This window comes from Nocardia sp. BSTN01, from assembly GCF_015354405.1.
GTDB lineage: Bacteria > Actinomycetota > Actinomycetes > Mycobacteriales > Mycobacteriaceae > Nocardia.
On record NZ_JADKYP010000005.1, the window covers coordinates 226,524 to 238,159 of the forward strand.

Sequence of the window (11,636 nt, forward strand, 5' to 3'; positions counted from 1 at the left end):
CCGCTAGACCACCGCCCGGTCGGAACGGGTCGCCCGGCGGTGGGCCAATTCCTGGCGCACCAGCGGCACCAGATCGCGGCCGTAGTCGATCGCGTCCTGCAGCGGGTCGTATCCGCGGATCAGTACCGTATTCACACCGATCTCGATGTAGTCGAGCAGCGCGGCCGCCACCGTCTCCGGCGAACCCACCAGCGCGGTGGAGTTGCCGCCGCCGCCCACCGCCTTCGCGGTCGGGGTCCACAAGCACCGATCGTGCAGCTCGCCCCGCTCGGCGACGGCCAGCAGTCGCCGCGAACCCGCGTTCTGCGGTTCGGCGCCGCGCGGGTGAAGTTGGTTGGCGCGCAGGTTGTCCGCGCCGCCGTTGATGGTGTCCAGGATGCGATGCGCCCGTTCCCAGGCGGCCTCGTCGGTGGCGCCGAGGATAGGCCGGAACGACACCGAGATCCGGGGCCTGCGGTCCCGGCCCGCGGCCGCCGCTCGTTCGGTGACGGTGGCGATCTGCTCGGCGGTCTCGCGCAGCGGCTCGCCCCACAGCATGTAGGTGTCGGCGTGCCGGGCACCGACCGTGTAGGCCGCGGGGGAACTGCCGCCGAAGAAGAGTTCGAGGTGCCGGTTGCCGTGCGGCGGGACGTGCGGGTGGAAACCCTCGAACCGGTAGTAGTCGCCGTCGAAGTCGCGAGGTCCGGTGGTATCCCATGCGGCGCGCAGGATTCGGAGATATTCGTCGGTGCGCGCGTACCGCTCGTCGTGCGGAAGGTAGTCGCCCTCGCGGCGCTGCTCGACGTCGGTACTGCCGGTGACGATGTTGAGCGCCACCCGCCCGCCGGAGAACTGATCCAGCGTCGTGAAGGTGCGCGAGGCCAGCGTGGGATGGACGACACCGGGCCGGTGTGCCACGAGCAGGCCGAGTCGTTCGGTGTGCGCGGCGACGGCCGCCGCCACTTGGGAGCCCTCGGGCCAGCCGGAGCCGTAGCCGATCAGCACCCGGTCGAATCCGCCGTCCTCGTGCGCGCGGGCGAAGCGGATCGTATAGTCCGGGTCGATCACCGCTCCGTTCCCGGGCCGTGTCTCGGAGGCGTCGGCAGTGCCGATCATGCCCAGGATCTCGACGTCGTCGTAGCTCATCGCTCGCCCTTCGTGAGTGTGGTGTGACTGTTTTCCGATGCCGTGCCGGACCACCGGCCGGCCAGGTGGCAGGCGGCGGACCAGCGCTGCTCCACCTCGAAAAGTTCTGGCTGCGTGGCACATTCGGTGTATGCGAACCGGCAGCGGTCGGCGAATACGCAGCCGCCGGTGGGGGCGGGCTCGCGTTCGACCCTGATGTCGTCGGGCCGGATGGCCGACTGAGTGCCGAGGCTCGGCGCGGACGCCACCAACAGGGCCGTGTACGGATGGGCCGGGCGGGTCAGCACGTCACGCAGCGGACCCTGTTCGACCAGGCGGCTGCGGTAGAACACCGCCACCCGATCGCCGATGCCCGCCAGTGAGGACAGATCGTGCGCGATGATCACGACCGCGACTCCGAGGTCGCGCCGCAGCCGGTCGAGCAGATTCAGCACCAGATTGCGGTTGGAGACGTCGAGCGCGCTGACCGGTTCGTCGCAGATGAGCAGCTGTGGTTCGGTCACGATGGCGCGCGCGAGCGACACCCGCTGCCGCTGCCCTCCCGACAGCTCGCGCGGGCGGCGCTCGCGTACCGTGTCGGGATCCAGGCCGACCTCGCGCAGCGCGCGGTCGGTCCGTTCCCGGCGGGTGGCACTGTCGATGCCGCCCGCCACCTCCAGCGGTTCGCCGACGAGACGGGCGACGGTGAGATCGGGGTCGAGTGATCGCAGCGGATCCTGGAACACCAGCTGAATCCGGCCCTGCCGCCGGAATTTTCTCAGTTCACGGCCACGCAGCCCGGTGAGCTCCCGCCTGTCGAACTCGATGGTGCCGCCTGCGGGAGCCGTGAGCCCGACCGTGGCGCGAGCCAATGTCGTTTTGCCGGAACCGGTTTCGCCGATGATTCCGACGATCTCGCCCGGATACACCTCCAGACTCGCGCCCTGTAGGGCCGCGCCGGTGCCCAGCCCGACGGCGCGGCGCGGCACCGCGTAGGTGACCGACAGATCGGTGATCCGCAGCAGCGGTGCGGTACTCATGCGGCCACCCGGTCCCGGACGCAGCGGGCGAGATGGTCCGAGCCGACCTCGCGAAGCGGGATCGCACCGTCCGCGCAGCCGGGCCCGGCGTGCGGGCAGCGCGCCGCGAAGCGGCAGCCGTCGATCTCTTCTCCCGCGGCGGGTGGTTGCCCGTCGATCGTCTCCAGGGTGCGCCGCGACCAGTCGCCGAGCGACGCGACACGGAGCAGGGCCTGGGTGTAGGGGTGGCGTGCGTTGCGCAGTACCTCCTCGGTCGGCCCGGACTCGACGAGTTCACCCGCGTACATGACCATCACGCGATGGCTGGTCCGGGCGACTACCGCCAGATCGTGCGTCACCAGCAGCAGACTGAGCCGGTGGTGGCGCTGTAACCGTTCGAGCAGTTCCAAGATCTCGGCCTGCACCACGGTGTCGAGTGCTGTCGTGGCCTCGTCGGCGATCAGCAGTTCCGGATCGAGCGAGATCGCGACGGCGATGAGTACCCGCTGCAGCATCCCGCCCGACAGCTGGAACGGATACAGCCGTTCGACTCGTTCCGCATCGTGAATCCCCACCTCGCGCAGGAGTTCTCGGCCGCGATCGCGCGCGGCCCGGCGGCCGAGACTGCCGCGCACCCGCAGTTGTTCGGCGACCTGGTAGCCGATGGTGAGTGAGGGGTTGAGGTAGGAACCGGGATCCTGGAACACCGCGGACAGCCGGATGCCACGCAGCCGCCGCCAGGTGGCGGGCCGGGCGCCGGTGAGATCTACGGCAGAGTCGCCTGACCCCAAAGTGACCGTGCCGCTGGTGATTTCGACCGCTGGCGGGAGCAGTCCGAGGACGGCGCGGCAGGTCAGTGTCTTACCGGACCCCGATTCGCCGACCAGGGCGACGGTCTCGCCCCGTCGGATCTGGAAGGAGACATCGCGCAGGGCCCGACGGCCACCGGCGACGTCGACGTTCAGGCCGTCGACACGAAGCACCGGATCGGTGACGGTCGGATCATCGGACAGTGACACGGTCGAACTCCTCGGTGGGGAACGCGGGTTTCGTCACGGTGGCCGGGAGCGACAGACCGCGGCCGAGCAGCCGCGCGAACAGTCCGCGCCGGGCACGGGGGGCATCCGAGCTCGCCTCGCGCAGGCAGTCGGCCAGGATGTTGAGGGCGCCGACAGTGAGCAACATCGGTATGCCCGGCAGCAGCGGCGCCCACGGCTGCAGTTCCAGATAGCCGAGATCGGAGGCCAGCATGCCGCCCCAGGTCGGAGCCGGCGGTGTGACACCGACGCCGAGGAAGGCGAGGGAGGCGATCACCAGCAAGGCGGCACCGGTGGCCTGTGCGGCGGCCACCGCGACATTCGGCGCCACCTTGCTCCACATGTGGGTGCGCAAGATCCACCAGGTGGACGCGCCCATCAGCTCGGCGGACTCGACGTACTGGGTGCTGCGCAGTCCGAGTGCGACCGCCCGGCTGATGCGGAAAAAGATCGGTGCGGACAGGATCCCGACCGCGACCATGGCTTGGTTCATACCGTTTCCGAGGGTCGCGGCCACCGCGATGGTGAAGACGGTGAAGGGAAGTACCGTCAGCGTCTCGGATATCCGCAACCCGATCCACTCACCGGCCCGCCCCGCCCACACCGACGCGAGACCGGAAGGCACGCCCAGGCACAGCCCGACCGAGACCGCCTCGATCGCACCGACCACCGACAGCCGCGTGCCGGCCATCAGCCGGCTCAGTACGTCGCGACCGACATAGTCGGTGCCGAGCAGATGATCGGCGCTGGGGCCCTGCAGGATCTGCGGGGATTGCCGCAGCGCGTCATACGGTGCCAGCGCGCTGCCGAAGACGGCGAGGAACGCCACCGCGGCGAGGATCAGCAGGCAGATGCGGGCGCTGGGATTGGCGAGAAGTGTGCGTAGCGTCGTCATCGCCGCCCTCCTGGAATGGTGCCGCGGCGTGCGGCGGGATCGAGCAGGATCTGCAGCGCACCGAGCGCGAGAGTGCCGAGCAGGACGACCGCGGAGGTCACCAGCAGCGTGCCGAGGACGACCGGCACATCACCGCGCTGGGCGGATTGCAGTGCCAGCTGGGCGACGCCGGGTAGGTTGAACAGCTTCTCCGTCATCACGGCACCACCGATGATCAGCGGGAGCGCGTTGGTCACGACGGCGAGCGTCGGCGCGACCGCATTGCGCAGGACATGACCGAAAAGCACTCGGCCCCGGCCGTATCCGCGCATGCGGGCGCCGATGGCGTAGTTCTCGGCCTGCGCGCTCACCAGGGTGGTGCGCAGTTGCCGCGCGATATTCGCGGCCACCTCGAGGGCCAAGGCCAGCGCGGGCAGCGTGGCATAGCGCAGCCAGTGCACCGGATCGATCGCATACGGCGAGTAGCCCCCAGCCGGGAAGAGGCGAGCCTTCACCGCCAGCAGCACGATCAACGCGATGCCGATGACGAACGGCGGCAGCGTCGCCAGCACCGAGCAGAACACGGTGATGATCCGATCGATCACTCCGCCCGGCCGTGCGGCGGCGAGGATCCCGGCGCCGAAGCCGATGACCAGCGCCAGCAACAGTGCGTACAGCGCGATCGACAGGTCCACCGGAAATGCGAGCTGGATCGACCGGGATACGGGGACCGTGGTGAACCACGAGCGCCCGAGATCACCGTGCAGCGCGTCCCAGACCCAGGCGAGGTAGCGCACCACGAGTGGCCGGTCGAGGCCGAACTCGTGGTTGAGCCGCGCGATGTCCTCCGGCGTCGCGGTGTCCCCGAGCACCACGGCGGCCGGATTGTTCTTGCTCAGGGCTCCCAGTGTGAAGGTGATCAGCGAGGCGAGAAAGAGCACTGTGACCGAGGTGAGCAGCAGCCGCGCGCCGGCGCGAAACACCGGCAGACCGAGCGAGACTTGCTTAGGTGCGCCCGAAACCAGCGGCGCCGCAATAGCTTCCGTCATGCCGTCACGCCTTCCCAGCGGAGCAGACTCGGGTGTTGTTTCAGCGGTGCCAGCGACGGACGCCGGACCAGGATGCTCGGCACCTCGTACAGAAATGTGTTGGGGAACCGGGTGACAGCGATGCGGGTCGCCTCCTGCAATGCCGCCGGATACTCCGGTGCGTCGGTCGGAATAGCTGCGACCTTCGCCAGCTGCGCGGCCAGTTCCGGATCGCCGGAGCGCGACGGGTTCATCAGCCCCGTGGAGCTGAACAGAACCTGGAACGCCTGCAGCGGCGACTCGCGGCCCGCGAATCCGTCGTAGCCGAGCGGTTTGCCGCGGTTGAGATACACGATCTGGGTCCACTGCGACGGCGGTACGAGGTCGATCTCGAGGTCGATACCGATGTCGGCGAGCTGGGCCTGAATCTGCTCCACCGCGGCCGGAACCGGCGCCGCTGCAGACAATGTGGAGCGCACCTTCCCGGACAACCCGGCATCGGCGAGGATCTTGCGCGCCTTGGCGGGGTCGTAGCGAAACGCCTGCGCCAGCTGCGCGTTGTAGCCGACGTACCCCTTGGGAAAGGGCTGGTAGCCGACATCGCCGATGCCGAAGTTGGCGATCTTCTTGATCGACTCACGGTCGATGCCGTACTTCATCGCCTCCACCACCGCGGGGTTGTCGAACGGCGGCTTCGACGTATTGACGTCCAGCACAGCGACATACATCGAATCGAGCACCTGCACCTCGAGGCCGCTCGCCTGGGCCGCCTTGATACCCGAGGCCGGAACCCTGGCCACGTCGTACTGCCCGGATGCCACCGACGCGACGACGGTCGCCGGATCGGCGGCCGGGTAGAGCAGGAACCGGGTGATCGCGATCTGGTCCGCGAGGTGGAAGAACTCGTTCTTGCGCAGTTCCGCGTGGTCGTTGGCGACGTAGGAGGTCAGCGTGAACGGCCCGGATCCGGCGGGCCGGGTCGCCAGCGTGTGTGCGTCCTTCTCGAACACCGCGGGGTTGACCACCATGCCCGTCTTGCCGGCCAGCAGTAGCGGATACTGGTAGTTGGTCCCGGCCAGGTCGATGACCACCTCCCGGTCACCTTGTGCCGCAACCTTTTTCAGATCGACGAGCTGCGGAGCGATCAGCGAACCGGGCGCAGACCGCCCGCGTTCGATGGACTTGGCCACCGCCGCCGCGTCCAGTGGTGACCCGTCGGAGAATTTCAGCCCGGGGCGCAGCGTGAAGGTGACCTGGGTGCCGTCGTGGTTGTAGGCCCACTTCTCGGCGAGCCAGCCGACCGCGTTGCCGTCGCCGTCCAGCGCGGTCAGGGCGTCGTAGGCGAGGGCGAGCATCGTAACGTCGGAACCGGCCGACGAGGTCACCGGATCCCAGGTGGTCGGCAGCTGCCAGGCCCATGAGACGGTGCCCGGCCCACCGCCGCCGACGGACCCGGCACCGGCGTCGCTGCAGGCCGCGAGTGCGAAGAGGGCGCCGGCGCCGAGGCCCAGGCGCAACAGGCCGCGGCGGCTGACGATCGTGGGGGCGGAGCGGTTGCTCCGCTGAACGCTGAGAGACATGGTCGGGCTGGTTCTTTCTGGCGGCAGGTGTCCGGGCCGGTCAGGCCGCGCTGTACCGGTTCGGCGGGATCGGCAGGCCGAGGTGGCCACGCAGGGTCTGCGCGGTGTACTCGGTGCGGAATACACCGCGCTCCTGCAGGATCGGCACGACCTCGTCGACGATCCGGCGGAAGTTGGCGGGGTGGTCGACGGCGATGTTGAAACCGTCGCACGCACGCGCCTCCCACCACTCGATGAGCTTGTCCGCCACCGTCTCCGGTGAGCCGACGAATTCGCTCTTGCGCCGCTCGCGGGTGGCCTCCACGGCCTGGCGCAGCGTCCATCCGTTCTGCTGCGCCCGGTCGGTGATCGCCTTGGCCTGGGTGTAGAAGGAGCGCTCGCCATATACCAGCGCCTCGGCCGGGAACGGCGCGTCGAGGTCGTAGGCGGTGAAGTCGTGCCAACCGAAGGGCCGGCCGAACTCCTCGAGCGCGGCGGTGAAGGTGTGATCGGCGGCGTTGTTCGCGGCCTCGATCTCCCGCGCGTCCGCGTCGGTGTCACCCACCACGATCTTGACTCCGGGCAAGATGAGCAGATGATCGGGGTCGCGCCCGAATCTCTCTGTGGCCCTGCCCTTGATGTCGCTGTAGAAGGCCTGGCCCGACGGGATGTCGGGAGCGTGGGTGAAGATGCCCTCGCCGACCGCGGCTCCCAGATCGCGGCCCTGATCGGAGTCGCCCGCTTGGAAGATCACCGGATGTCCCTGCGGCGAGCGGACCAGGTTCAGCGGACCCTGCACCCTGAAGTACTCGCCGTCGTGGTCGAGCCGGTGTTGTTTGCTGCGATCGAGGAATCGCCCGCTCGCCCGGTCCCGCACGAAGGCGTCGTCCTCATACGAATCCCACAGTGCCCGAGCGAGTTCGACGAACTCCCGCGCCCGCCCATACCGGGTGTCGTAGTCGTAGTGCTCGTCGAGTCCGTAGTTGCGCGCGGTGCCGGCGTCACCGGTCGTGACGACGTTCCACCCGGCGCGACCGCGCGAGATCAGATCGAGTGAGCCGAGCCGGCGGGTCAGGTTGAACGGACTGTTGAAGCTGGTCGTCGCCGTGCCGACCAGGCCGACCCGGGTGGTCTGCACCGCCAACGCGCTCAGCAGCGTCAACGGCTCCAGGCGGTTGAGGTAATGCGGCGGTGAATACGGCGTGATGAACTGGCTGTCGACGATGAACACCAGATCGAACAGGCCGCGCTCGGCCAGTCGCGCGATATCGGTGAACCAGTCGATGTTCACACTCGCGTCGCCGGGGATCTCCGGGTCCAGCCAGAGGGTGTGGCTGCCCGGGCCGCCCGTTCCGTAGGGAACGGCTCCCAGATGAATTTGCCGTCTGTTCCGCACACCGCTCCATCCATTGATTCCTGCCTCGTCGAAATTACGGGAATACACCCGGCCCATCCAACGAGCATTCGTGATGAGAACCATCATGATTCGTAATAGCAGTGCATAATTGTCAGGACATGAACAAGAACCTCGACATTGCACCGTTGCGTAGCTTCGTCGCCATTGCGGATTGCGGCGGCTTCCAGCGAGCCGCGACCCACCTCCATTTGACGCAGGGCGCAGTCAGCCAGCACGTGCGCAAGCTGGAGGATGCGGTCGGTCGCCAGCTGGTGCAGCGGCACGGGCGCGGCTCGCGATTCACCCCTGAAGGCGATGAACTGCTTGCCGTGGCCCGGCAAATCCTCGACCTGCACGACAACGCATTGCGCGGCTTCGGCGGACGGCCCGAGGACATCCTCACGATCGGCTCGACCGAGCACGGCGCCGCGCAACTGCTACCGGCCCTCGCGAGCGCGCTCGGGCGGGCGGCCCCGCAGTTCTCCGTCCGGTTCCGCATCGACCGTGGCGGTGCTCTCCGCGACGGTCTCGCGCGCCGCCGGATCGACCTCGCACTACTGCTGAACAGCGACGATCCGAGTGCGATCCAGGTGGGAGACCTCGAACTGACCTGGTATTCCGCGCCGGGCTGGCAGCCGCCTCCGCGCCCGGACCCGGTCCCGATCGTCGCCTTCGACAGCCCCTGCGCGCTGCGCAGCCGCGCCCTGGAAACCCTGTCCGAGGTCGAACTCCCGGCGTCGATCAGGGCCGAGGCGCCGCAGCTGGGCGGGGTACACGCCGCCGTCGCCACGGGCGTAGGGGTGGCGCTGCTCGCGACACTCGGGCGGACCCCGGAGGGGCTCGTTCCGTGCTTCGACCTACCGGCCGCGAAGCCCTTACGGCTGTCTGTCGGCGCTCGACCAGGGCTGCCGGCCGCGACGGTGAAAACTGCCGCGGACGCTTTAAGGCCCTTGCTTGCACCGCCTCTGCGCCTGGCCGCGGGGGCGTGAGCGCTGACGGTCGAGCCGTTAATAAAATCTCGACGATTTAATTCGAATATTTACCCGGTATCCATTAGAGATCTGGACCCACCGCATTGAAATCAGCGAGATTGCATTCCTTTATCGGGCGACGCTACCTTCGTCGTTCGCCTCGGTAGGCCGCCGCTGGGGTTCCGCTGTGGACGTCCGAACGCTACCGATATAGGTCGGAAACCATACTGGGCCCGAGCGACACCGCCCTATGATCGCAGTCGATCTCACCCTACTGGGCCGCTATTACGAACGCTTCGCCGACAACGCCGTGGAAGTGGGGCGCCGCACCATCTTCCTCACCACTGGCGAAACCGCCCACCACCCGATCCCCGAGGGCGGGTGATGCCTGCGCTCGGCGCCTACGCCGAGGTCTTAGCAGCGTGAAAAGCGAAGAGGGTCCCGGCGGCTCGGTCCGCCGGGACCCTCGTGCCGACCGTAGGATACTGCGCTCGATCGCGCGAGGAAACAGATAGCGGGCCTGTCGGTTTCGCGGCTGTGAAGTTGCCGGATGCGGGTTTGCTCGCCAGGGTGATGCGCTAGGTTGTGGAGCGCCACAACATCACACGCTGTCGGGGCGGCGATCTCGCCGATGTTTGGTGTGTGCCTCGGGTTTCCGCGGGCCGGTTAGCCCAACCGGCTTGTTGTGCCCTCGGGTCCTCATTGAGCCGGGGAATCGAGGGACCGGAAGGCCCGGTGCCGGCGAGGGGCCCTGCCACTGGTCATCTCACGCCGGCACCGTGTCCAGCCGGGAATTCGCGGGCCACGCTACCACTTGCGTGGGCTACATGAACGGCCACAGGTCGGCGTCGCGGTGGGTATCGCGGTGCAGGCGCGGATGGTCGGGCGGGCAGAGCCAGCGGACCGGCACCCGCACGGTCTCCAGCGACGGCACCCGAGCCGGACGGCCGGTGCGATCGGTCAGCATGCCCACGACCCGGTAACCCTGCCCCGGAGGCAGGCCGAGGGCAGAGGCTTGTTCGCTGGTGAGCGTGATGTCGGTGTGGGCGCGTTCGATCAACCGCAGCCCGTCCACGGTCACCGGCTCGGCCTCGAGATCGATCTCGGTGACGGTGAGCCGGAACCGGGCGCCGGCCAGCAGGCCCGCCACCCACATGAAGGTGCCCGGTACCTGCCGGTCGGGATAGCGGGCGATCGGTAGGCGGTGAGGGACCAGCACCACGTAGGTGTGCCCGATCTCCACGTCACGGGCGCGCACACATCCAGCATCACCCCGGCCCTACTTCGGCGGCAATGCCGCACAGTCAACTCTTCGGGAACTCACACCACAGGGTTGCCGAGACCTACGTGCTCGTCCTGCACCCACGTGTAGACGTCGACCGGCACGTGTGACCCGCTCGAGGGCGGAACAGGCCGGTGTTTCTGCGGTTCTATGCTGCACGGTACCGGGTCCGGCGGACATGAGCGGAACTCTCGGGGCCGGGCGCGGGCCAACGACTTCGTCAGGATCGCGGCGGCTCCCCGGGCGTGAGTGTCGGGGCCGGGGGAGCCGCGCTTTCTCCACGGTTCGCTCCGCGCGAGCGGGACCGGAGTGGATGAGCCGGAGATTGTTCCGACCTCCTTCGGGCGCCGGGACACAGGGGGTAGCCACGTCGCTCGGACCCGGGGCTACTCACGAGCCCGACCAGAGAATAGGCGCAGCAACGGGCTGGCGACTACGAGGCGGAACACAAAACAGCCGACTGTGACCGCACTCACGAAAGCTTGGGGAACCGGGAGTCGTCCGGCAGTTGGCTGGTAATCGTTCCACGGCGACGCGGAGCATCCCGAGTGAGGTGTCCACGCCGATCAGGTGGCGTGCTCGTCCATCGGCGTGTCCGCGGGTGCGTTCGGTGAGCAACAAGCCGGAGTTCTCGGCAGGTCAGCGACGTGGCGAGAGAACGGATCTCGTCGTGGAGTGAGGGTCACCGATCTGCTGTTCTGGCAAGACATTCCTGTTTACGGCGAGGCGAAGCTGGATGTGACCGGCCGCCTCATCAGCAACTGCGGCTTATCTCTGGGGCAGCGGGCCATGTGATCGAGGGACACGGACATCTCTCGTCGCGGCGGTCGGCTTGGGCCCGGTTGAACAGGTGCGGTGGGTTAGCCGGCGCGCTGAACAGCTGCCGGCCGAACCTGCACGTGGGAAACAAACCGAACGGAAACGGACTGGGGGATGCATTGCCGAAGTGCCTGTGCTGGAGGGTTACTGGGAATGAGCGGCTGGAAAGCTGAGGCTGGGCCGCTGTGGGAGAACCCTTTTCACTGACCACCCGTAGAAGGCAAGACAATGGCGCCTGTTATTACTTCGCTGACTCCCTCTTCCGGCCCTGCGGCGGGACTGAACTCTGTCATCATCACCGGTTCCGGTTTCAGTGGTGTCGGCCCGTTGACTGTCCGGTTCGGCACGACGGCAACGACTTTCACCATCGACTCCAACACGCAGATCACGGCGATCGCTCCGCCTGGAACCGGCACGGTGAACGTCACCGTCCAGGCCTTGCTGGACGGGACGAGCAACCCGCTGCCCTACACCTATGCCGGGGTTCCTACCTTGACCGGCATCAGTCCGGCTTCGGGGTCGGCGGCCGGTGGGACGACGGTCGTGT

Annotated in this window: 10 protein-coding genes and 1 pseudogene; 3 read left to right on the forward strand and 8 right to left on the reverse strand. The window is 68.0% G+C overall.

Annotated elements, in window-relative coordinates:
- Window positions 1–3: 3 nt before the first annotated feature.
- Genes IRT45_RS07385 through IRT45_RS07415 form a run of 7 tightly spaced genes read right to left on the reverse strand, consistent with a single transcriptional unit; the run spans window position 4 to window position 8,017 of the window.
- Window positions 4–1,125 carry an LLM class flavin-dependent oxidoreductase gene (locus IRT45_RS07385; protein ID WP_194805112.1) on the reverse strand — a complete coding sequence of 374 codons (1,122 nt, stop codon included), beginning with the start codon at window positions 1,123–1,125 and terminating at the stop codon, window positions 4–6.
- Window positions 1,122–2,144 carry an ABC transporter ATP-binding protein gene (locus tag IRT45_RS07390; RefSeq protein WP_194805113.1) on the reverse strand — a complete coding sequence of 341 codons (1,023 nt, stop codon included), beginning with the start codon at window positions 2,142–2,144 and terminating at the stop codon, window positions 1,122–1,124. The genes IRT45_RS07385 and IRT45_RS07390 overlap by 4 nt, the downstream gene beginning before the upstream one ends.
- Window positions 2,141–3,142 carry an ABC transporter ATP-binding protein gene (locus tag IRT45_RS07395; protein WP_194805114.1) on the reverse strand — a complete coding sequence of 334 codons (1,002 nt, stop codon included), beginning with the start codon at window positions 3,140–3,142 and terminating at the stop codon, window positions 2,141–2,143. Before IRT45_RS07395 ends, IRT45_RS07390 begins: the two co-directional genes overlap by 4 nt.
- The gene (locus tag IRT45_RS07400; protein ID WP_194805115.1) at window positions 3,126–4,055 is read right to left on the reverse strand and encodes an ABC transporter permease; all 930 of its coding nucleotides are present in this window, start codon (window positions 4,053–4,055) and stop codon (window positions 3,126–3,128) included. The genes IRT45_RS07395 and IRT45_RS07400 overlap by 17 nt, the downstream gene beginning before the upstream one ends.
- Complete coding sequence (locus IRT45_RS07405; RefSeq protein ID WP_194805116.1) at window positions 4,052–5,083, reverse strand: ABC transporter permease; 1,032 nt, start codon at window positions 5,081–5,083, stop codon at window positions 4,052–4,054. The genes IRT45_RS07400 and IRT45_RS07405 overlap by 4 nt, the downstream gene beginning before the upstream one ends.
- Entirely contained in the window at window positions 5,080–6,642 is a 1,563-nt protein-coding gene (locus tag IRT45_RS07410; protein ID WP_194805117.1) for an ABC transporter substrate-binding protein, read from the reverse strand. The genes IRT45_RS07405 and IRT45_RS07410 overlap by 4 nt, the downstream gene beginning before the upstream one ends.
- A 40-nt stretch (window positions 6,643–6,682) precedes the next feature.
- Window positions 6,683–8,017: an LLM class flavin-dependent oxidoreductase gene (locus tag IRT45_RS07415; protein ID WP_309240824.1), complete on the reverse strand. Its 1,335-nt coding sequence runs from the start codon at window positions 8,015–8,017 to the stop codon at window positions 6,683–6,685.
- A gap of 119 nt (window positions 8,018–8,136) precedes the next feature.
- Between IRT45_RS07415 and IRT45_RS07420 the strand changes: the two genes are divergently transcribed.
- Together IRT45_RS07420 and IRT45_RS07425 are read left to right on the forward strand one after the other, a co-directional pair.
- A complete protein-coding gene (locus IRT45_RS07420) occupies window positions 8,137–9,006 on the forward strand; it encodes a LysR family transcriptional regulator (protein WP_194805118.1) in 870 nt (289 codons plus the stop codon).
- A gap of 232 nt (window positions 9,007–9,238) precedes the next feature.
- Window positions 9,239–9,373: pseudogene (locus IRT45_RS07425) on the forward strand (phosphate transport system regulatory protein PhoU); the annotation flags it as partial.
- A 438-nt stretch (window positions 9,374–9,811) separates the two neighbouring features.
- Here the strand turns inward: IRT45_RS07425 and IRT45_RS07430 are convergent.
- Window positions 9,812–10,246 (reverse strand): hypothetical protein, encoded by a 435-nt coding sequence (locus IRT45_RS07430; RefSeq protein ID WP_194805119.1) that lies wholly within the window; start codon window positions 10,244–10,246, stop codon window positions 9,812–9,814.
- 1,071 nt (window positions 10,247–11,317) lie between these two features.
- Between IRT45_RS07430 and IRT45_RS07435 the strand changes: the two genes are divergently transcribed.
- Window positions 11,318–11,636, forward strand: a 319-nt coding sequence (locus tag IRT45_RS07435) for an IPT/TIG domain-containing protein (RefSeq protein ID WP_194805120.1), incomplete at its 3' end; no start/stop codon positions are given.

What these genes read in the sequence shown, in the direction of transcription:
- IRT45_RS07390 (WP_194805113.1), bottom strand. Translation starts at nt 2,144, where the DNA reads ATGAGTACCGCACCGCTGCTGCGGATCACCGATCTGTCGGTCACCTAC.
- IRT45_RS07400 (WP_194805115.1), bottom strand. Translation starts at nt 4,055, where the DNA reads ATGACGACGCTACGCACACTTCTCGCCAATCCCAGCGCCCGCATCTGC.
- IRT45_RS07385 (WP_194805112.1), bottom strand. Translation starts at nt 1,125, where the DNA reads ATGAGCTACGACGACGTCGAGATCCTGGGCATGATCGGCACTGCCGAC.
- IRT45_RS07405 (WP_194805116.1), bottom strand. Translation starts at nt 5,083, where the DNA reads ATGACGGAAGCTATTGCGGCGCCGCTGGTTTCGGGCGCACCTAAGCAA.
- IRT45_RS07410 (WP_194805117.1), bottom strand. Translation starts at nt 6,642, where the DNA reads ATGTCTCTCAGCGTTCAGCGGAGCAACCGCTCCGCCCCCACGATCGTC.
- IRT45_RS07420 (WP_194805118.1), top strand. Translation starts at nt 8,137, where the DNA reads ATGAACAAGAACCTCGACATTGCACCGTTGCGTAGCTTCGTCGCCATT.